20 protein-coding genes and 1 tRNA gene are annotated in these 19,955 nt (G+C 57.0%); 9 read left to right on the forward strand and 12 right to left on the reverse strand.

The window, feature by feature from the left end:
• Positions 1–44 precede the first annotated feature (44 nt).
• The 9 genes from HPQ64_RS13950 to HPQ64_RS13990 all read right to left on the reverse strand — a co-directional run bounded on the left by HPQ64_RS13950 (position 45) and on the right by HPQ64_RS13990 (position 6,806).
• The gene (locus tag HPQ64_RS13950; RefSeq protein ID WP_172889089.1) at positions 45–518 is read right to left on the reverse strand and encodes a c-type cytochrome; all 474 of its coding nucleotides are present in this window, start codon (positions 516–518) and stop codon (positions 45–47) included.
• Between the two features lie 227 nt (positions 519–745).
• Entirely contained in the window at positions 746–1,642 is an 897-nt protein-coding gene (locus tag HPQ64_RS13955; protein ID WP_172889090.1) for a c-type cytochrome, read from the reverse strand.
• Positions 1,643–1,645: 3 nt separating this feature from the next.
• A complete protein-coding gene (locus HPQ64_RS13960) occupies positions 1,646–2,248 on the reverse strand; it encodes a c-type cytochrome (protein WP_172889091.1) in 603 nt (200 codons plus the stop codon).
• Between the two features lie 64 nt (positions 2,249–2,312).
• Positions 2,313–2,660 carry a hypothetical protein gene (locus HPQ64_RS13965; RefSeq protein WP_172889092.1) on the reverse strand — a complete coding sequence of 116 codons (348 nt, stop codon included), beginning with the start codon at positions 2,658–2,660 and terminating at the stop codon, positions 2,313–2,315.
• A 4-nt stretch (positions 2,661–2,664) separates the two neighbouring features.
• On the reverse strand, positions 2,665–3,078 hold the full coding sequence (locus HPQ64_RS13970; RefSeq protein ID WP_172889093.1) for a c-type cytochrome: 414 nt from the start codon (positions 3,076–3,078) through the stop codon (positions 2,665–2,667).
• A 5-nt stretch (positions 3,079–3,083) separates the two neighbouring features.
• Positions 3,084–3,479 carry a Cu(I)-responsive transcriptional regulator gene (gene cueR, locus HPQ64_RS13975; protein ID WP_172889094.1) on the reverse strand — a complete coding sequence of 132 codons (396 nt, stop codon included), beginning with the start codon at positions 3,477–3,479 and terminating at the stop codon, positions 3,084–3,086.
• A gap of 162 nt (positions 3,480–3,641) precedes the next feature.
• On the reverse strand, positions 3,642–3,971 hold the full coding sequence (locus HPQ64_RS13980) for an SHOCT domain-containing protein (protein ID WP_210260272.1): 330 nt from the start codon (positions 3,969–3,971) through the stop codon (positions 3,642–3,644).
• Between the two features lie 165 nt (positions 3,972–4,136).
• Positions 4,137–6,506, reverse strand: a complete 2,370-nt coding sequence (locus tag HPQ64_RS13985; RefSeq protein ID WP_172889095.1) for a heavy metal translocating P-type ATPase — start codon at positions 6,504–6,506, stop codon at positions 4,137–4,139.
• Between the two features lie 210 nt (positions 6,507–6,716).
• Positions 6,717–6,806, reverse strand: a tRNA-Ser gene (locus HPQ64_RS13990).
• A gap of 303 nt (positions 6,807–7,109) precedes the next feature.
• Between HPQ64_RS13990 and HPQ64_RS13995 the strand changes: the two genes are divergently transcribed.
• From HPQ64_RS13995 to HPQ64_RS14035, 9 genes are all read left to right on the forward strand, one after another.
• Complete coding sequence (locus tag HPQ64_RS13995) at positions 7,110–7,523, forward strand: hypothetical protein (RefSeq protein ID WP_246270711.1); 414 nt, start codon at positions 7,110–7,112, stop codon at positions 7,521–7,523.
• Between the two features lie 270 nt (positions 7,524–7,793).
• Entirely contained in the window at positions 7,794–8,918 is a 1,125-nt protein-coding gene (locus HPQ64_RS14000; RefSeq protein ID WP_172889096.1) for a septal ring lytic transglycosylase RlpA family protein, read from the forward strand.
• 131 nt (positions 8,919–9,049) lie between these two features.
• Complete coding sequence (locus HPQ64_RS14005; protein WP_172889097.1) at positions 9,050–10,186, forward strand: D-alanyl-D-alanine carboxypeptidase family protein; 1,137 nt, start codon at positions 9,050–9,052, stop codon at positions 10,184–10,186.
• Positions 10,187–10,301: 115 nt separating this feature from the next.
• Complete coding sequence (gene tmk, locus HPQ64_RS14010; RefSeq protein ID WP_172889098.1) at positions 10,302–11,000, forward strand: dTMP kinase; 699 nt, start codon at positions 10,302–10,304, stop codon at positions 10,998–11,000.
• A 4-nt stretch (positions 11,001–11,004) separates the two neighbouring features.
• The gene (locus HPQ64_RS14015) at positions 11,005–12,078 is read left to right on the forward strand and encodes a DNA polymerase III subunit delta' (RefSeq protein WP_210260273.1); all 1,074 of its coding nucleotides are present in this window, start codon (positions 11,005–11,007) and stop codon (positions 12,076–12,078) included.
• Positions 12,079–12,209: 131 nt separating this feature from the next.
• Positions 12,210–13,772, forward strand: a complete 1,563-nt coding sequence (metG, locus tag HPQ64_RS14020; RefSeq protein ID WP_172889100.1) for a methionine--tRNA ligase — start codon at positions 12,210–12,212, stop codon at positions 13,770–13,772.
• A complete protein-coding gene (locus HPQ64_RS14025; protein ID WP_172889101.1) occupies positions 13,772–14,560 on the forward strand; it encodes a TatD family hydrolase in 789 nt (262 codons plus the stop codon). The genes metG and HPQ64_RS14025 overlap by 1 nt, the downstream gene beginning before the upstream one ends.
• A complete protein-coding gene (locus tag HPQ64_RS14030) occupies positions 14,557–15,363 on the forward strand; it encodes an MBL fold metallo-hydrolase (RefSeq protein WP_172889102.1) in 807 nt (268 codons plus the stop codon). The genes HPQ64_RS14025 and HPQ64_RS14030 overlap by 4 nt, the downstream gene beginning before the upstream one ends.
• 6 nt (positions 15,364–15,369) lie before the next feature.
• The gene (locus HPQ64_RS14035) at positions 15,370–15,921 is read left to right on the forward strand and encodes a regulatory protein RecX (RefSeq protein ID WP_172889103.1); all 552 of its coding nucleotides are present in this window, start codon (positions 15,370–15,372) and stop codon (positions 15,919–15,921) included.
• A gap of 259 nt (positions 15,922–16,180) precedes the next feature.
• On the opposite strand, the gene HPQ64_RS14040 is transcribed toward HPQ64_RS14035, so the two are convergent.
• The 3 genes from HPQ64_RS14040 to HPQ64_RS14050 all read right to left on the reverse strand — a co-directional run bounded on the left by HPQ64_RS14040 (position 16,181) and on the right by HPQ64_RS14050 (position 19,940).
• Entirely contained in the window at positions 16,181–17,395 is a 1,215-nt protein-coding gene (locus HPQ64_RS14040; protein WP_172889603.1) for an ArgE/DapE family deacylase, read from the reverse strand.
• Positions 17,395–18,669: an allantoate amidohydrolase gene (locus HPQ64_RS14045; protein WP_343036009.1), complete on the reverse strand. Its 1,275-nt coding sequence runs from the start codon at positions 18,667–18,669 to the stop codon at positions 17,395–17,397. Before HPQ64_RS14045 ends, HPQ64_RS14040 begins: the two co-directional genes overlap by 1 nt.
• A gap of 203 nt (positions 18,670–18,872) precedes the next feature.
• Positions 18,873–19,940 carry a BMP family ABC transporter substrate-binding protein gene (locus HPQ64_RS14050; protein WP_172889105.1) on the reverse strand — a complete coding sequence of 356 codons (1,068 nt, stop codon included), beginning with the start codon at positions 19,938–19,940 and terminating at the stop codon, positions 18,873–18,875.
• Positions 19,941–19,955: the final 15 nt, after the last annotated feature.

A 19,955-nucleotide genomic window follows, 5' to 3' on the forward strand; every position in this document is an offset into this window, starting at 1 on the left:
AGCGGAACCTCATTCGCAGGCGTCGACCAGGAAACGAAGCCCGCCTATCTCAAAGTCCTGGCGTTTAGCGTATCGTGTCTGTCGCGAATTTCCTTCGGCCACCGTGACTTGATGAACGACAGGACGGCGACAATTTGTGCGTCGCTCAGAACGCCTTCATACGCAGGCATTGCGGAAGAATGATTTTCCAGTCCAGCCGCTTTCGCCACTCCATACTTGGTAATTTTAAACAACAGTTCATCCGCGTGATGCCAGGTATGACCGGAAGCGTCATGCGGTGGCGCCGGAAACAACCCGTCCGCACCTTGTTCCTGCCAGTTCGGGTGACCTTCAAGACTTTCACCGTGACAGGATGCGCAATACGCAGCGTAAATTTCACGACCCTGAGAGATAAGGCTCGCGTTATCGGGCATCAAGCGAAACGGTCGGCTTTCCACTTCGCCAAGCGTGTAGGTTAATGCCGCAAGGCCTGCGGTCAAGGCGATTGCCGCGCAGGCTAAAGTTACGACCTTTTTCATTCCCATAAGCTACTCAGATAATCCAGCGCCCTGTCTAAGGGACAAGCCGGCTGCAAGTTAATCCCGCTACTTCCAGCGCATATCCTACTTCTTTCTGGCTCATCACAATGCCCTGGCGGGAATACGAGCATCTTCGCATCCGGACCAATCGTATTTCATTGACTTTGGATAAGCCGATGAAAAGGCCCGGAAGGCGAACGGGATCCGGAACCCTTTCGAACGTTGGTTTACGAACCGGCGTCCGCATCCAGCAGGTAGATGGAGATTGCCCTCAGATCTTGCTCGCTCAAAAACGCGGTGCCGTCGCGAACCACTTCCCCCATCGAGCCGCCGAATACGTCTCCGTTCGGCAAAATGCCCGTTTTCAACGCATATTTGAGCGTCTCCACGGTCCATCCATTCTGCCGCAAATGTGCTTTTGTTATCGGAGGTGACTTTCCGCCGCCGGGGAGGCCATCCGCGCCGTGTAGGCGCTGCTCCACCTGCCTAGCCCCCATGGCATTGCGCGGCGTATGACATGCGCCGCAATGAGCCGGCCCCTCGACGATATATTTGCCCCGGTTCCACAAGTCGCTTTTTGCGCGGTCCGGCTTGTATGGTTCGGGCCTGAAGAACATGCCTCGCCAAAGCTTGAGTGCTGGCCGAAAATTGAAAGGCGGAACCAGATCTTGCGGTTTCGACGGTACCGCGACCGGTGGCACCGTCTGGAAGGCTGCCCAAAGGTCCGCGATGTCCTGGTCCGTCAGCCTGGAGTAAAACGCATATGGAAAGGCCGGATAGTAAGGCTTTCCCTCTGGCGATATTCCTTGCCGGACAGCCTTGGCGAAATCATTCACTGTCCAGGCGCCGATCCCGTGTTCCTTGTCGGTTGTCAGGTTCGGCGAGTGGAAGGTGCCGAAGTCCGTTTTCAACGCCACGCCGCCTGCCAAAGGAGCTCCGGAATTCTCAGAATCCGTGTGGCAGCCGATGCATCCCGCCATCCGCGCGAGATAGGCTCCTTTTTGCGGATTCCCGCTTCGCTCGATACCGGGCACCGAGGCCTCGATAGGCCAGACGGCAACGCCTACTGCCACTACCCCCGCAAGCGCGAGGGCAATCAACGGCAGCTTCAGTATGCGCCGCATTGCCTATTTTTTTTCCTGACGGAACTTCGTGTGGCAGGTCGAACATGTCAGCGCCACCATGTTGAAAACTCCGTCCGCGGGCATTTCGGAAAAATCCGCACTCTCGAAGCCTGAGCCGCCCCCCATCATTTCTGAGATGCCCAGCATGCCTTCGCCGCCCATCAAGGAGGCCGGGCCAGTGCCCATCATGTGCATCGTGTCAAAGCTCGCCGCTTCGCCACCTTCATGCATGCGCCCGTTCCCCGCGGCACCCTCAAGCCCCTCTGCCAGCAAGGCTAGCCGGTCTGCAAGTTCGTTGAACTCATTCCAGTTAGCCCAGATCGTATCGCGGGCTTCCGAAGGGGTCGGATTGCTGCCTTCGGGGAAAAGCTTCACCATCGTAGCTCCGGCGTGGGACCGGATCGTTCGGGCGCTGTTTCGCACGACCGCAGCATCGTATTTCGTTTCCCCTCGCATCATTGCGGAGAGCGTTTTCATCACTTTCCCCAATTCACCCATGGCATCCATGCGTTCTTTCACGATGCCGGTCGCACCTCCATGGGCAAATGCTCCCGAAGCCGCCACAAGCAAAATGCCGGCCGCGGTATAGGCCTTGAAATTCTTCATGAGGTCTTCTCCTGTCTATCGATCAATTTGACGGCTGATACCGTCCAGGTTTGCGGAGCGACAGTCAGAAAGAGCGTGGCGGGGGAGGTTCGGGAACTGGATGATGGGAAACTTCGGCGACCGACAGGAATAACGCCGGTTTGTTTGCCTCGACCAGGAGCGCTATTTCGCATTCATGAAAAAGCGCCAGAATATTGGAGCCGCAATGCAGGGACCCGGATTCACTTTTGTGATTTTCGGGAACGCCTGAATGGCCATGATCAGTGTGATTGTAATGCGAAAGGGAGTGCGTGTGTCCTGCGGGGCTTATTTCGCCGGCATGAGCATAAAACCCACCCGCCATAACAAGCGACAATACCGCCAGAACCGAGAAAAAACGGCAAAAGATTATTGTTTTCCCTTTTTCGATCACGTCGTCATGATATCCCGTTGGCTCGTTGCAGCGTGCGAACGTAATCGACAATTTTGGCAATATTGTCTTGCGTCAAGCCCTCGATCGGCGGCATATCGCCGAAAGGCCAATGATGGGCGCGCGCTCCACGCGCTACGGCAAGGTAAAACGCCCCATCCGCGTGATGGCCCGGTTCATAGATTTTATGGACAAGAGGTGGGCCCATACCATCCCGACCGGCAGCGTTTTCACCGTGACAGACCGCACAGTTTGCGGAAAACAGCTTTTGCCCGGCCTCGGCGCGGCCTGTCAATTCCGGGATTCGAACAGAAACAATTGCTCCACCAGGCGTCGCCTTTCCATCGTCCGGCTTTTCGAAGCCGAATCGCAACACGGCAAGAACGATCGCCGCAATGCCGATCAGAAGCAGGATGCGCATTCGGTTCATGCGTCGTTGTTTCCGGCAAGATCATCAATGATCGGGCACTCCGGCCGGTCATCGCCGTTACAGTGCGAGACGAGGTGTTTTAAAGTCGCCTCAAGCGATCTCAACTCACGAATCTTTTCCCCGATCTCGGCAAGCTTCGAATTGGCAATCCTTTTGACGTCCGCACTGGAGCGTTCGTCATCTTCATAAAGCGAAAGCAGCTGGCGGCATTCGTCGATGGTGAAGCCCAGGCTCCTGGCTCGTTGAAGAAATCGAAGCCGATGAACATCCTGTATTGAATAATCGCGGTATCCGTTTTCGGCCCGACCCGGTTTGATGAGATGGATTTCCTCGTAATAACGGATCGTTTTTGCGGGGAGATTTGATTTTTCCGAGGCGTGACCGATGTTCATAGCCTTGGCTCATAACTCTTTATGCTGCAGGTATTTCCGTCTGCATGCGACCTGCCAGGTGACCGCGCATGTAGACGGAGAATATAAACACCTTACCATGACTGGAAGGTCAAGGGCCGCAGCGTTAATAACCGTCCGACAGTGACGGCCAGCCTCGAAAACCTATCCCTCAAGAGCCTTACGACGCTCTTCGTATTCCGCAACATCAATTTCCCCGCGCGCTAAACGCAGCTTCAGCGTTTCCAGCGCGTCGCCGCTTTTTTTAGAAGCACTGTCACGGTCCATGAACCACCGCACGGCAATAACGACCAGAAAGATGATCAGGCCCCAGAACAGAAACATCATACCGGCGCCCATGAAACCATATCCGTAACCATCTCCCCACATGTGGCCGTGATAGCCTCGAAAGTCATTCGACTGCGCCGCCGCAACCCCGCTCATTGCGGTAAACATAGCCATGCCGCCCATGACGATTGAAAGAAACCTATTCATTTCTCTCTCCATTTTGAAATGACGAAATTCTTGCATTAAACGCACTGCTCATCAGTAGATGAATATCTTGTCGAGGGAATAACGAATTGATTTATCTCAATATTATCAAATAACTCACTGAATTGTGAAGTGCATTGCCGGTTCTCCCGGCCTGCTTGAACGCCATCAAAGCCGGATGTTCCTGAGCCTTAGAGAATTTGAGATCACGGACACGGAAGAAAGACTCATGGCAGCCGCCGCGATCATCGGAGAAAGAAGCGTCCCGAAAACGGGATAAAGAACGCCCGCCGCGATGGGCACGCCTAGAGCATTGTAAACGAAGGCGAAAAACAGGTTCTGCTTGATGTTTCGGATCGTCGCTGTGGCAAGCTTGCGTGCGCGGACGATGCCATTCAAGTCACCCTTGACGAGCGTCAGTCCCGCACTTTCGACCGCGACATCCGCCCCAGTTCCCATGGCAATGCCGACATGGGCGCTGGCAAGGGCAGGGGCGTCGTTCACGCCATCGCCTGCCATTGCAACGGATTTGCCTTTTGTGAGGAATTCTTCGACCAGTGCTTGCTTGTCTTCCGGCAGCACTTCGGCCCTGACATCATCGATGCCGAGCTTGCCGGCAACAGCGCGCGCAGTGCGCTCGTTGTCGCCGGTCGCCATGATGATGGTGAGACCAAGGTCGTGCAGAGCACGGATTGCATCGGCCGTTGTCTTCTTGATCGGGTCGGCAACCGCCAGAAGCCCGATTACCTGCCCATCGGCGGCGACGAACATTGCCGTCTTTCCTTCCCCGCTCAGATCCTTTGCCCTCTCGGAGAATCTATCCGTGTTGATCCCGAGATGATCCATCATGGCCCTGTTGCCGAGTGCAACGGATTTACCCGCGATTTCACCAGTTACACCCTTGCCCGTAACCGCCTCGAATTCGGAAGCCGATGAAAGCTCCAGGTCGCGTTCACGTGCCGCTTCGACGATCGCATCAGCAAGCGGATGCTCCGAACCCCGCTCCAGGCTTGCCGCAAGCCGCAGGACATCCATTTCATCCCAGTCGTCCGCGATGACATCCGTTAGCTTCGGCTTTCCTTCCGTCAACGTGCCCGTCTTATCGACAATCAGCGTATCGACGTGGGCAAAGCGTTCCAGTGCTTCGGCGTCTTTGATCAGGACGCCGGCCTGCGCGCCACGTCCGGTCGCCGTCATTATCGACATGGGCGTCGCAAGTCCGAGGGCGCAGGGACAAGCGATAATCAGCACCGAGACCGCCGAAACAATGGCGAATATCATCGACGGTGAGGGTCCGAAGATCGCCCAGATGACAAATGCGAAAACGGCCACAAGCACCACTGCCGGCACGAACCAGGCCGCCACACGGTCGGCAAGCCCCTGGATCGGCGCGCGTGACCTCTGCGCCTTGGCCACCATGTCGACTATGCGGGAAAGCATCGTGTCGGCACCAACGCGTTCGGCCACCATGATGAGGGAGCCGTTCTTGTTGAGCGTGCCGCCGGTGACGCCGTCGCCGGTTTCCTTTTCGACCGGGACAGATTCCCCCGTGATCATGGATTCATCAACCGACGAGCGGCCCTCGGCGATGCTACCGTCGACGGGAATGCTTTCGCCCGGGCGGATGCGCAGCCGGTCGCCGGATTTCACCTCATCCAAAGGCACTTCTTCTTCGTTGCCCTGCGCATCGATACGCCGCGCGGTCTTCGGTGCAAGATCGAGGAGAGCTCGGATAGCCGAGCCCGTGCGTTCGCGCGCCCGCAGTTCCATAACTTGGCCCAGGAACACCAGCGCGATGATGACGGCAGCGGCTTCAAAATAGACCGGCACATGGCCGCTCTCCATCCGGAAGGAAGCCGGAAACGCGCTCGGAAAGAGTGTCGCCACGACGCTGTATCCATAGGCCGCGCCGACGCCAAGGCCGATAAGCGTCCACATGTTCGGGCTGCGGTTGAGAAAAGAGTGATAGGCACGCTCAAAGAAAGGAACTGCCGCCCAGAGAACCACCGGTGTGGCCAAAAATAACTCTACCCAGACCGAAGCACTCTCGCCAAGCCAGGCCCGAAAAGGAATGCCGACCATCGGCCCCATCGTCAGCACGAGAAGCGGGAGGGCACAAGCCGCGCTCACCCAGAAGCGTCGTGTGAAATCGACAAGCTCCGGGTTCGGGTCTTCATCGACGGAAGGCACGCCCATCGGTTCCAGGGCCATGCCGCAAATGGGGCAGGAGCCCGGCTCGTCGCGGATGATCTCCGGATGCATCGGACAGGTGTATTCTGTGCCGGACGGCATGGCTTCCGTTTCGGGTCGATCGCCCAGATATTTCTCGGGCGTCTCGACGAACTTGTCGTGACACCTTTGGCTGCAGAAGAAATAGCGGTGGCCGGCATGGTCGTGCGACGGCTTGTCCTCGCCAGGCGTCACCTTCATGCCGCACACAGGGTCGATAACCGAGTGTGCATGCGTTCCAGGATCGCGGCCGTCGTCATGCGGACTATCGATGCTTTTCTCGGTGGAGTCGCCTTTTTGACCGTTCATCTTTTCGCCTATCAGCACATAAAACAGCCCAATACATAATTGTTCCAGCGGCTGGAAGGTCAATCATTGAAAATTATAATAAACGAACGCTACGTGATCATATCACGGATACATATCTTCACTTAATGAAAGGGGGGGCGAATATAATCTATGCGGCGTAATTAAAGTAAGTTCAAAAATATCGACATATTAGGCGCCTGAAAGAATTCATGGCGGAGGCGGTGGGATTCGAACCCACGAGACGGTCTCCCGCCTGCCGGTTTTCAAGACCGGTGCCTTCAACCACTCGGCCACACCTCCGACGCGCCTCGTTTCGGTGTTTCGAAAGCGAATGTCAAGAGTGTGCGTCAGGAGCAGACTTCAACCGTGTATCCGGCTTCCTGGTCGGCTGGGAAATAAGCCGCCGACCCGGCAGGTCGAGGCAGGGGCCGGATCAGCGGCAACGCCGTCTATACGGCGAAAGGCGCAGGGGCGTGCGCCAACAACTTGTCTACAGCTAATTGGCTTCCAGGGATGTGACGTGGGTCACTTGCAATTCGATCATTCATTGATCCGTCAGATTTGCACATGCGTACCTTCCAGTGATGAAAACGGGAGGTGACGATGAAAGGCAAGTATCCTTCGTTTTTCCGGTTCTCAGGCGTTTTCGCCGTCGCAATGGCGATTTGCTTTATGACGAAACCAGCCGTCGCAAATTCCGTGATGACAGGAAACGAAATAAAGGCAGCGGTTTCAGGTAAACGGATTTTTCTCAAGACGCCGTTTGGCGGCGAGTTCCCGCTTTACTATCAAAGCAATGGAAAGGTCGACGGATCCGGCAAGGCGGTTGGACTTGGCCGCTTGATGAAACCGACCGATTCCGGGAACTGGTGGGTCCAGGGCGACAAACTTTGTCAGAAATGGAAGTCCTGGTACGACGGCAAGCGCTTTTGCTTTACTCTCGCAGAACGAGGCGAAGGTACACTTTTATGGACTCGTGATGACGGGTTAAGCGGCCGTGCGCGGATCGGACAGTGACATATCCGCCACAATTAAGAAATCATTTACCATATTGATATCATTATCGTCTTACTGAGGCGATCTGTGTCTCGACGTGTCGTTCACGATACAGTAAGAGCTTTGATGCATTCTCTGGTTTGGCGCCATTTTTGGGGGACGGCGCTGCCTGACGGGAGGATGTTTCCGGCATGTTAATCGAATGCCGGAATGATCGAAGCGGTTGGCCGGCGGCTAACGATCTGCCCCGTGCAGGCAAGTCAGTCGACAACGTGTATCGAGTAAGACGGCATGAGACCCAAGAAGCAGAACGCATCGCAAGCCTCCAGCACGGCATTCTCCTTCTTTATTTCCCCGCGCGGAGCTGGCGCAACGGCAACCGCGTTGCTGTGCATCGCCGTAGCAGGATGTTCTTCGGGGCCGAGCGAGAAGAAGGTCAAATTCAGTTCCGCGAAATATGGTGTTCCCGCCAGCCCGAAAGTTATCGCCGATGGCAAACCCGTTCCGAAAGGCGGCGGACGCGCGGTGGTCGGCAAGCCGTATAAGGTAGCCGGCAAATGGTATAAGCCGAAGCGCGATCCGAACTATGAGAAAGTCGGCTATGCATCATGGTATGGACCGACATTCCACGGGCGGATGACGGCTAACGGCGAAATTTTCGATCGAAGCGCACTTACGGCTGCTCATACAACACTTCCGCTTCCCTCCTATGCTCGCGTCACCAACCTTGAGAATGGCCGTTCGGTCACGGTTCGCGTGAACGATAGAGGGCCGTTCCACGGGAACCGGGAAATCGACCTTTCGGAGCGTGTTGCGACATTGCTTGATTACAAGCACAAGGGCGTCGCCAAGGTGAAGGTCGAATATGTCGGCCCTGCGAGACTGGATGGTCGGGATGAGGAATTTCTTCTCGCATCCTATTCGGGCCCGGGCGAGACGACGCCGGGCGGCACCTTGCCGGGTACGCTGCTTGCACAGGCAACGCCACCGGCATCCATTTTTAGTTCCGCCCCAATTCCGCAAACCCGGCCTTATGGCGCATTCACAACTCTCGCATCGGTGGACGGGCAATTGCAGCAGGGGATAGAAGTGGCGGCTTTCGATCCCGCACTTGCATTCGAAGCGTCTGGCAAAACCATTCAGGTCGCATCCGCAAATGCTTTTGTCCCTTCCGCGCAGCAGTTGGGAAAACCGTATGATCTGACGCTTCCCGCCGCATTGAACCGCCCGACCGGATCGCCTGACCCTCAACCTGGTGTCCTCGGCGTGCTTCCGGTAAGGAATTCGGGCTTCGACGGCGGGTCGGCAGTGTCATCCTACTCAGCAAGACTGCGCATCAGTGCAGCCTATTCCGCCATATCGGAAATTGGGGGCGGAGTTTCGCTGGCTGCGCTCGCTGTGAAACTCCCGGAATAGTCGGGCTTTTCGGATGCCAGGAAAGCTCTGCAATTTATATTTAAATTTGAAATCATTGAGATTTTCGCTAACGTCCACCGCATTGGCAGATCGGGCGACGAAAAGTGCGTGCAGGGTACGGTTTCATATCAATGTTGCAGACTGGCCTTCTGGCCATGACGTTTTTCCTTCATCCGCCCGCAAGCGCGGAGGAAGGTGCTGAAAAGACATCCACCTACCTCCTCGATACGACGACGGAAACGCTGCTTTCAGCGACCGATCCCGAGCGACCGTTTCCTCCCGCTTCCACCGCGAAGCTGATGACAGCTGCGGTCGTCTTCAAGGCACTTGAAGAGGGCAAACTAAAACTCAGCACCACATTCAAGGTGAGCGAGCATGCATGGCGTACAGGTGGCGCGCCGGCACGCACGGCAACGATGTTCGCCGAACTGGGCAGCGAGATCCGCGTGGAAGATCTCTTGCGCGGCCTCATAATCCAAAACGCCAATGACGCGGCTATTGTCATCGCCGAGGGAATGGCCGGCAGCGAAGCAGATTTCGCCGATCTTATGAACGAGCTTGCCCGAGAAATAGGCCTGCGAAACACACGCTTCGCAAATCCGACCGGCTACGAAGCGGAAGGCGCTCATACAAGCGCACGCGACCTCGCCGTGCTGGCCAATTACATCCTGGATGAATTCCCTCAATTCTATTACCTCTACAGCCTCCCCGAGTTCACCTGGAACAATATTTTTCAGCGCAATCGCAACCCGGTGCTGGGAGAGATCCGTGAACTCGACGGCATGGTATCGGGCTTCAGCGAGACGGACGGCTTCAATGCCGTCGGCTCCACGGTTCGAGGAGATCGCCGATTCGTCGCAGTCGTCGCCGGCGCACCCAGCGAGAGCGCTCGCATCGACGCCCTGAAACGGCTTCTCGACAGTGTCGAGAAAGACTTCGAGGAAGTAATACTTTACGATGCTTGGGAGCCGGTTGCGGATGCCCGTACTTTTGGCGGCACGAAATCCGGTGTTGCACTTGCAGCGGAAGCGCCGGTACGTGTCCTTTTACCGCGCGGCGACCGGCACGACTATAAAATCCGCGTCGTTTACCGAGGCCCGCTCATCGCCCCGGTCGAGAAGGGGCAGAAAGCAGGGGAGCTTCGCATTCTCAAAAACGATGTCGTTACCTACCGCACTTCCCTTGTCACAATGGACAGGGTGGAAGAAGGGACAATGCGGACCAAGGCCCTCGATTCGGTGACGGAAACATTATTCGGTTGGTGGTAGGTGCGCCTCGGATCGTCTCTGCAGGCTGCCGCTGAATCGGCTACACTCGATTTGCAGACACCAGTTACCGGTTTTTCAGGAACCAGCGCTACCCCGACCAAGAGGCTACAACTGCGTGACGGGACAATTCATAACCTTTGAAGGGGGCGAGGGCGCAGGCAAATCCACGCAGATTGCCCGCCTGAAAGCACATCTTGAAAAGCTGCGCATTCCGGTATTTGTCACGCGTGAGCCCGGCGGCTCCCCGGGAGCGGAGGTCGTGCGCAGCGTTCTTCTTTCGGGCAAGGCGCGAGCCCTTGGTCCGGATACCGAGGCTATGCTTTTTGCGGCGGCCCGCGCCGACCATATGGATTCTATTATCCTTCCAGCGCTCGAACGCGACGAATGGGTCCTATGTGACCGTTTTACCGATTCCACCCGCGTCTACCAGGGTGAGGCCGGGGTAGATCCGGCATTCATTCGTGAACTGGAAAACCTCGCAGTTGCGGGAAAGAAGCCCGACCTCACGGTCCTGATAGACGTCCCGCCGAATATCGGCTTGGCGCGGGTCTCCACGCGAAGCGCCACTGAATCGGCATCCGGCGCGCCCGACCGGTTCGAAAAGGATGATCTCGAAGTGCAGGTTCGCCGGCAAGCCATGTTCCTTGATCTCGCCAAGGCGGAACCGGATCGGATTGCCGTCGTCGATGGTTCAAAGTCCGCCGACACGGTGGAAGAAGCGATATGGGCACTTGTCCGTGAAAGGCTCGGCCATAGGCTTGAAGATGCGACTCGCGTTGTTCCTCTGATTGTGCCCGGAACACGGGATGGCTAGAAACATGGCTCTACGGCAGAAAGATACTCAGGCACCCGGCGAGTGGGACCAGATTGACGGCATCCCCCATCCACGCGAAACCACCGATCTGATCGGCCATCAAGAGGCGGAAATGGTCCTGCTTGACGCCTTTCGCTCGGAAAGGTTTCACCACGCATGGATTATCGGTGGGCCAAGAGGTATCGGGAAAGCAACTCTTGCCTTCCGCTTCGCGCGTTTCGCATTCTCGCACCCGGAACGCTTCTCTTCGGCGGTGATGGAAGCAAAAACGCTCGCCGTCAGTCCGCAATCACCGGTCAGCCGGAAGGTGGCAAGTGGAGCGCATCCCGATATCCTGCATTTGCGCCGCCCCCTAAACGAGAAGACGGGCAGGTTTCGAACAGAACTGACGGTAGACGAGGTCCGTCGCACGGTCTCTTTCTTCGGCTCCACGGCATCCGGCGGCAACTGGCGTGTCTGCATCGTTGACGCGGCGGACGACATGAACGCCAATGCGGCGAATGCGCTTCTTAAGATCCTGGAAGAACCTCCACCGCATTCCGTGTTTTTCGTTCTCTCTCATGCACCGGGGAGGTTGCTTCCGACAATCCGCTCACGCTGCCGCCGCCTACATCTGAAACCCCTTGAAACCGATATGGTGTCGCAGGGTATTGGCCGGTTCGTACCGGAGCATGGTCTCGACCCGGAAGATCTTCCGCTTGTGGCACGACTTTCCGGCGGTAGCCTGCGGCGGGCGCTGCAACTTTTGTTGACCGGCGGTCTTGAACTTGCCCGCTTGTTCGACCGCCTCATGGCTAATCTCCCGGACGTAGATACGGAAGCCCTGCATGGGTTCGCCGATTTTGCTTCCGCAAGCGGGTCTGACGACGCGTGGATTCTGTTTTATGATCTCGTTTCGGAGCATTTGCACGCACGCCTGCGTGCTGAGGCAGCAAGCGGCGGACACCGGCTTGTCAGGTGGAGCGAGGTGTGGGAAAAGACCAACCACGCCGTATCGGATGCGGATGCGCTGAACCTTGACAGGAAGCAGGTAATCTTGACCGTCTTCAGGCAAATGGCCCAAACCGCCCGAATGTGACGACAAGTTCCGCAGACCTGCAACAGCGCGCCTTGTCCTACGCAGACCTTTCTCGAGATGCTTGAAATACGCCCAGTCGGCCGTGGCATCATTCGCCCCCGTCGACACTGCGTTTCCGACCGAAAAGAGCCATGACCGCCAAGCCGCCATTTTACATCACCACCGCGATTTCCTATCCAAACGGCGCGCCGCATATCGGCCACGCGTATGAGGCGATCGCGACAGATGCGATCGCGCGATTCCACCGCCTGGATGGCCGTGACGTCTATTTCCTGACCGGGACAGACGAACACGGGCAGAAAATGCTGCAAACCGCGCGAAAAGAAGGCATCGAGGTCAGGGACTTGGCCGATCGAAACGCCAAGCGATTCAAGGAGATGATTGGGGCGCTCAATTGTTCCAACGACGATTTCATCCGCACCAGCGAAGAGCGCCATTATGAGGCATCGCAGGCGATCTGGAAGCGGATGGCCGACAACGGCGATATCTACAAGGATTCCTATTCCGGTTGGTACTCCATTCGCGATGAGGCCTACTATCAGGAAAGCGAGACCGAACTTCGCGACGATGGCATGCGCTACGGCCCACAGGGAACTCCCGTCGAATGGGTGGAGGAGGAAAGCTATTTCTTCCGGCTTTCCAACTATCAGGACAAGCTGTTGGAGCATTATGAGAAACACCCGGAGTTCATAGGCCCCGACGAACGGCGCAACGAAGTCGTCAGCTTTGTGAAAAGAGGTTTGCGCGACCTGTCGGTATCACGCACCACATTCGACTGGGGCATTCCGGTACCCGGCGATGAAAAACACGTTATGTACGTGTGGGTGGATGCGCTTACCAATTACATTACAGGTTTGGGATTCCCGGATGAGGCAGCGCCGAATTGGCGGTACTGGCCAGCTAACCTGCATGTGATCGGCAAGGATATCGTAAGATTTCACACGGTTTATTGGCCGGCGTTCCTGATGTCCGCCGGGATACCGTTGCCTGACCGTGTGTTTGCCCACGGCTTTCTCTTCAATCGGGGGGAGAAGATGTCCAAATCCGTCGGCAACGTGATCGATCCGTTTGCCCTGATCGGTCATTACGGTCTAGACCAGGTACGCTATTTTTTCCTGCGCGAAGTGCCTTTTGGGCAGGACGGCAACTACAGCCACGATGCGATCGTCAACCGCATCAATGCCGATCTCGCCAATGACCTGGGGAATCTCGCGCAGCGTTCGCTCTCGATGATCGCCAAGAATTGCGGAGGCACCTTGCCCGATTGCGGCTCGCTCTCGAATGCCGATAAGGCCATGCTCGCTCAGGCCGATGCCATGCTGGAGGCCTGCCGAAGCGCCATGAGGACGCAAGCGATTCACCAGGCGCTCGCGACCGTCTGGGCGTGTGTTGCCGAAGCGAACCGGTATTTTGCGTCTCAGGAGCCTTGGGTTCTAAGGAAGACGGATCCGGCGCGCATGGGCACTGTTTTGTATGTGACGGCGGAGGTGATCCGGCAAATCGCGATCCTTGCCCAGCCGGCCATGCCGGATAGCACTGCAAAGATTCTCGATGCTCTCGGTGTGCCGGAAGGCGCGCGCAATTTCGCAAACCTGGGTGCCGAGGGACGGCTTAAGAGCGGGACAGAGCTTCCAAAACCTCAACCTGTATTCCCGCGCTACGTCGATGAGGAAAAGGTCGAGGGCGAAGCCTGATGCTTGTCGACAGCCACTGCCATCTCGATTTTCCTGATTTTGACGAAGAGCGCGATGAAATCATCGCCCGGGCGTGCGATGCCGGCGTGAAGGTCATGGTGACAATCTCAACTCGGGTTCGACAGTTCGACCGGATCCGCGACATCGCGGAGCGCTATGACAACGTCTACTGCTCCGTCGGAACTCATCCACACAATGCTGGCGAAGAACCTGACATCGAGGTCGACGAACTTATTCGCCTTTCCGAGCATCCGAAGGTTGTTGCGATCGGCGAAGCCGGGCTGGATTATTTCTACGACAAGTCTCCGCGGGACCTGCAGGCGGCCGGCTTCCGGCGCCACATCGCCGCCGCACGAGAAACCGGGTTGCCGCTGGTCATTCATTCGCGCGATGCCGATGAGGACATGGCTACCATCCTCGAGGACGAAATGGGGAAGGGGGCCTTTCCGGCCATTCTTCACTGTTTCTCATCCGGCCGGGAACTGGCGTTGAAGGGAATAGAATTAGGACTCTACGTCTCTTTTTCCGGCATCCTGACCTTTAAAAGGTCAACGGAGTTACGCGAAATCGCGAGCGAATTGCCGCGTGATCGCCTTCTTGTCGAAACCGATGCTCCTTATCTCGCCCCGCAACCCTGGCGCGGAAAACGCAACGAGCCGGCTTACGTCGCTCACACCAACCAGGTTCTTGCCGATTGCCATGGTTCTTCGACAGAAGAAATGGCGACCCAGACAACGGCGAATTTCTTCCGGCTGTTTTCCAAGGTACCGCTTCAGGAGGCGGAATGACGGCGCAGCTGGAATTCACGATCCTCGGCTGCGGTTCCTCCGGCGGCGTCCCAAGGGTCGGGAACATATGGGGAGCTTGCGACCCGGCGGAGCCCAGAAACCGCAGGCTTCGTTGCGCATTGCTCGTCCGGCGGGTCGCCGAAACCGGCACCACTACGGTGCTGATCGACTCCGGGCCGGATGTTCGTCAACAGCTATTGAATGCGGAAGTGAAGGACCTGGATGCGGTCGTCTATACCCACGCACATGCAGACCATATTCATGGTATCGACGATCTGCGCGCGATCGCGATTACCCATCGAAGGCGTGTCGATGTCTATATGGATGCACCGACGTCTCTGAAGGCGCATGAGGCGTTCGGCTATGTATTCAAGACGCCGGAAGGTTCGAACTATCCGCCGATCCTGAACGAGCACCGGATTGACCCGAAGAGGGCATTTGCCGTCGAAGGCGCTGGCGGCACCCTCGAATTCCTGCCGGTGAAGGTTGGTCACGGCGACATTGATGCGCTTGGTTTCAAGATTAAGAACGTTGCTTACCTCCCTGATGTGAAAGATATTTCACCAATGTCTGAATTGCATTTCAGGGACTTGGATATATGGATTCTCGACGCATTGCGCCATTCACATCATCCGAGCCATCTCTCACTTTCCGAAGCTTTGGAGTGGATCAAGCGCATGGCGCCGAAGCAAGCGATCCTGACGAACATGCATATTGATCTGGATTACCGTACGCTTCGCGCGGAGCTGCCTGAAAATATCGAACCTGCCTATGACGGCCTGACATTTTCCGTGGATGCGTGACACGTTTTGAAATTCCGCCGCCCGCCAAAACCGCCGACGGAAGAGCGCCTGAAACGTTCGGCTATCGCATACCTCCAGCGCTATTCATCGAGCGAGGATAACCTCAGGCAGGTTTTGCAACGCAAGGTCATGCGTGCCGCTATGGCGCTGGAACTGAACCCTGACGATTTTCAGGACATGATCCGAGATACGGTTGGCTTCTGCGTTCGCAACGGGCTTGTAGATGATCGGGCTTATGCCGAAACAAAGATTGCCGGACTCAGGCGGCGCGGCAGGTCAACGAGCAGGATCAAGGCGACGCTGGTAGCAAAAGGCGTTTCGAAGGATTTGATCGACGAAACGTTGGACGATGATCCGAAAAGCGAAATCGCCGCCGCGATGCGCTTCGCCAAACGTCGGCGCTTCGGACCGTGGCGCACGACGCTCGCAGTGGATCACAAGCTCATGGAGAAGGAAACCGCCGCGCTTTGCCGCGCAGGGTTTTCATATGCGCTCGCCCGAAAGATAGTGACGGCAGAAAACGTCGATGCGCTTCGGCAAAGCGCCTGTGATGAGTGAATGGACGCGAGCGCAAAACGATTGGCTTGGCCAAGGCGGGCATCTGCAGCCTGAAGCGGCCAAAACCTGGCTGATGTCATACCCACAAACCTTCGTCAAAATAATTCCATAATATATCTTATGCGAATTTATTCATTCGAGGGCACATACGAAGACGGCTTAGACGGCTGTACTCGAGTCGCCCTCTTTGAGATCCGGCGCGTATCGGGTGGTTATTCGATAAATGCGCCCCTATGCGGGTGCGGCTGTGAATGATGGATTATCCGCTCAGCATGTCTTTTAGCGTCAGCGTAATAACTTCCGTTGCAGCTCGCAGGTCCGCCAGCATGATATGCTCATCCGCCCCGTGTGCGTTCGCTTCGGCGATGGATCGCGGTCCGGCTCCGTAAAGCACCGTTGGGATCCCAACCTGCGTATAGTGGCGCGCATCGGTGTATAGCGGTATGCCGGTGTCGCGCACGTCTTCGCAAAGCACCTCGCCCGCGTGATGCTTGACGACTTCGGCAAGCCGCTCGGTTCCAGAGATCGGGCGCATCGGATCGGCGAGCATGATACGCCTGCACTCGACCTCAAGGCTTTCGTGGTCAGGCGCAGCGGTTTCGATCAGATCCTTCAACGCCTCTTCGGCCGCGTCGCCGTCCTCTTCCGGAATCAACCGGCGGTCGACACGCAGCGTCACGCGATCCGGCACGACATTCGTGTTTATGCCGCCTTCAATGAGACCGACAGTGAGTTGCGGCGAGCCGATGCCGGGCGTCTCGCTTTTGATCTTATGCAGCCGTTTGCGTTCCTCGTAGAGTGCTGCAAGCACTGGTGTTGCAGCCTCCAGCGCATCGGCGCCGTTTTCCGGCGTAGCCGCATGAGCCTGCCTGCCGCGAATAACGATTTCGAGATGAAGACAACCGTTATGGGCCGTGGTCACCGCATGCGAAAATCCCGCGGAAATGGCATAGTCGGGCTTTGAAAGGCCCTGTTCCAACAACCATCTTGGCCCAACGAAGCCACCGGCCTCTTCATCATAGGTCAGGTGCAATTCAACAGTACCGTTCAGGCCGTCGGACGTATCTTTCAACGCAAGAAGTGCAAAGGTGTACGTGGCGAAGTCGGATTTGGAAACTGCCGCGCCACGTCCGTAGATCGCTCCATTGATTTCCTCTCCGCCGTATGGGTCGCTCGTCCACCCCTCACCTGGCGGCACCGCATCGCCGTGGGCGTTCAAGGCAATCGTCGGCCCGGTACCTTCGCCGAACTTCTCGCGCACGATGAGATTGGTAACATTGCGCATCCCGTGTTGCTTCACGAAAGGTTCGGGCACCGGATGGCGCTCGACCTGAAAGCCAAGGGCTTCCAGCCGCTTCGCTGTTTCCTCCGCATGAGCAATTGTGTCACCGGGCGGATTATCGCTCGGCAATCGGATAAGCGCCTTGAGAAAACCCACCTCCTCGGCCCACCGTGCATCGATTGCCGCTTTGATCACGCTTTCATCTCCTGTTGCGCGATTTCCGCGACCCAACGGACCGTCGCCTCGACAGCCATCCCCATATCTTCGATGGATACATATTCGGACGGATTATGGCTTATTCCCTTCCTGCATCGCACAAAAAGCATGCCGATATCCGTCAGAGCCTTCATTGCCTGACCGTCGTGCCCCGCGCCGGACATCAGCCGGAACGGACGAATGCCCATGGATGCAATCGCGCGTTTCGCCGCGTCCTGAAAGATCTCGGAACAAGGAGACGTTACCACTTCATGAAACTGATCGAATTCGATCGGGCATCCGCGCTTCCTGGATATTCTAGCTGCTCGCGCCTTGATTTCGTCTATCGCCGCCGCTCGTGGCCTATCTGTTGCCGCGCGCAGATCCAGCGTCATTTTCACTTGCGCCGGAATAACGTTTACCGCACCTGGATGGATCCCAAGCTCCCCGACGGTCGCCACGACACCATCGCTTCTAGCTGATTTGGCCGCCGTCTCCATAGAGACGATCAAATCCGCAGCGGCGGAAACAGCATCCTTTCGCGCATCCATCGGCACAGTCCCGGCATGTCCCGCTTCGCCTTGAACGGTAATCCAGTGACGCTCCGCACCGGCAAGTGACGTCACGATGCCAACCGGCAGGGCCTCCCTTTCGAGAACGGGCCCCTGCTCGATATGGACCTCCAGATACCCGACGAGCTTTTCGGGCACCTCCTTGAGATCTTGAATGTTTTCCGGGCGTCCTCCGAATTCGCGCAAAGCTTCGGCGACGCTGATACCATTCGCGTCTCGCGCGTCCAACTCGCTATAAGGCGCGGTACCGGCAAGGGCCGACGAAGATAATAGCGTGGTTGGAAAACGCACTCCCTCCTCGTCTCCGAAGGCGAGCACATCGATGTCAAATGGAAGGTCGATACCGCGCTTTCGCAGCTCGCGCGCGGCAAGAATCGCGCAGATGACACCAAGCGCCCCGTCGAATTTTCCTGCATCGATCACGGTATCGATGTGCGAGCCGATCAAAAGGCATTTTTCGCCATAGGCGGGCATTGAGGAAGGTAATCTGCCCCGCACGGTTCCAAGGCTGTCTTCGCGAACGTCAAGCCCGGCTTGCCGCATCCACCGGGCGACAAGATCCGCCGCATTGCGGTGCTCCGGGGTGAGGTAAAGGCGCGTTAGCTTGTCTTCTTCGGCAGATATCCGAGAAAGCTCATCGATGAGTGCGGCAGCCTCCTCGCCCAGCTCATGCGCGGTTAGCGGCGGCTCATCAGGCACCACGGCCCACTCCCCTGCTCGCCAGCATCCAGCTCTTGGATCTGGCGGCATGATTTAAAATCACGATTGGCATCGTCATGATATCGATATCTTATTGTCAGTTCGATATCGAAGCCAACACATCATCGTTTAAAATAAGAAATCCCATAAAAATCAATGGAAGCCGCCGGGACACGACCTGCATCCCGGCGCTTTTAATCGTCTTATTGCGGTAGCTTGTCGTCCACGCCTTCGACGTAGAAATTCATGCCAAGAAGCGTGCCGTCATCGGCCGTCTCGCCTTCGGCGAGCCACTGCGTGCCGTCCTGCTTGTTGATCGGGCCGGTAAAGGGATGCAATTCGCCGGATTTGATCTTGGCTTCCGTCTCTTCCGCCATTGCCTTCACGTCATCGGGCATGTTCGTATAAGGCGCCATCGTGAGGATGCCTTCCGCCAAACCGTCCCAGCTCGACTGGGATTCCCAGGTCCCGTCGATCACTGCCTGGATCCGCTTGATATAGTACGCGCCCCAGGTATCGACGATGGCGGAAAGCTGCGTCTCCGGACCGGCTTTGATCATGTCGGAGGCCTGACCGAACGCATGGGCACCACGCTCGGCGGCAACCTGCATCGGAGCCGTGGAATCAGTGTGCTGCGTCAGAATATCCACGCCCTGATCGATCAAGGCCTTGGCGGCATCGGCTTCCTTGCCGGCATCGAACCAGCTGTTCACCCAGACAACCTTGAGCTTGAAATCCGGATTGACCGATTGGGCACCGAGCAGAAATGCGTTGATGCCCTGAACGACTTCAGGAATGGGGAAGGAGGCGATGTAACCGGCAACGCCCGTCTTCGACATCTTCGCGGCGATCTGGCCGATGATATAGCGGCCTTCATAGAAGCGCGAATTATAGCTCGTGACGTTGTCGGCCGTCTTGTATCCGGTTGCGTGCTCGAATTTCACGTCAGGGTATTTTTTTGCGACCTTGATCGTGGGATCCATGAAGCCGAAGGACGTCGTGAAGATGATGTCGCAGCCGGACCGTGCGAAGCGCTCGATTGCGCGTTCGGCGTCGGCCCCTTCGGGGATATTCTCGACGAACTTGGTGGTCACCGCATCGCCCATAAGGTTGTCGGCTTCCTGCCGGCCGATGTCATGGGCCTGCGTCCAGCCGCCGTCGGTTTTCGAGCCGACGTAGACGAAGCAGGCCTCTACCGGGTCTTGCGCCTGGGCGCTGGCCGATCCGACAATTGCGGCGGCAAGGGTAAGTCCCAGAATTCTCAACTTCATGATTGCAACATCCTC

It is taken from the genome of Hongsoonwoonella zoysiae (genome assembly GCF_013266695.1).
In the GTDB taxonomy this organism is placed as follows: Bacteria; Pseudomonadota; Alphaproteobacteria; order Rhizobiales; family Stappiaceae; genus Hongsoonwoonella; species Hongsoonwoonella zoysiae.

What these genes read in the sequence shown, in the direction of transcription:
- HPQ64_RS14000 (WP_172889096.1), top strand. Translation starts at nt 7,794, where the DNA reads ATGAGACCCAAGAAGCAGAACGCATCGCAAGCCTCCAGCACGGCATTC.
- HPQ64_RS13950 (WP_172889089.1), bottom strand. Translation starts at nt 518, where the DNA reads ATGAAAAAGGTCGTAACTTTAGCCTGCGCGGCAATCGCCTTGACCGCA.
- HPQ64_RS13980 (WP_210260272.1), bottom strand. Translation starts at nt 3,971, where the DNA reads ATGAATAGGTTTCTTTCAATCGTCATGGGCGGCATGGCTATGTTTACC.
- HPQ64_RS13995 (WP_246270711.1), top strand. Translation starts at nt 7,110, where the DNA reads ATGAAAGGCAAGTATCCTTCGTTTTTCCGGTTCTCAGGCGTTTTCGCC.
- HPQ64_RS13985 (WP_172889095.1), bottom strand. Translation starts at nt 6,506, where the DNA reads ATGAACGGTCAAAAAGGCGACTCCACCGAGAAAAGCATCGATAGTCCG.
- metG (WP_172889100.1), top strand. Translation starts at nt 12,210, where the DNA reads ATGACCGCCAAGCCGCCATTTTACATCACCACCGCGATTTCCTATCCA.
- HPQ64_RS13955 (WP_172889090.1), bottom strand. Translation starts at nt 1,642, where the DNA reads ATGCGGCGCATACTGAAGCTGCCGTTGATTGCCCTCGCGCTTGCGGGG.
- HPQ64_RS13960 (WP_172889091.1), bottom strand. Translation starts at nt 2,248, where the DNA reads ATGAAGAATTTCAAGGCCTATACCGCGGCCGGCATTTTGCTTGTGGCG.
- cueR (WP_172889094.1), bottom strand. Translation starts at nt 3,479, where the DNA reads ATGAACATCGGTCACGCCTCGGAAAAATCAAATCTCCCCGCAAAAACG.
- HPQ64_RS14015 (WP_210260273.1), top strand. Translation starts at nt 11,005, where the DNA reads ATGGCTCTACGGCAGAAAGATACTCAGGCACCCGGCGAGTGGGACCAG.
- HPQ64_RS13970 (WP_172889093.1), bottom strand. Translation starts at nt 3,078, where the DNA reads ATGCGCATCCTGCTTCTGATCGGCATTGCGGCGATCGTTCTTGCCGTG.
- HPQ64_RS14050 (WP_172889105.1), bottom strand. Translation starts at nt 19,940, where the DNA reads ATGAAGTTGAGAATTCTGGGACTTACCCTTGCCGCCGCAATTGTCGGA.
- HPQ64_RS14005 (WP_172889097.1), top strand. Translation starts at nt 9,050, where the DNA reads ATGTTGCAGACTGGCCTTCTGGCCATGACGTTTTTCCTTCATCCGCCC.
- HPQ64_RS14030 (WP_172889102.1), top strand. Translation starts at nt 14,557, where the DNA reads ATGACGGCGCAGCTGGAATTCACGATCCTCGGCTGCGGTTCCTCCGGC.
- HPQ64_RS14025 (WP_172889101.1), top strand. Translation starts at nt 13,772, where the DNA reads ATGCTTGTCGACAGCCACTGCCATCTCGATTTTCCTGATTTTGACGAA.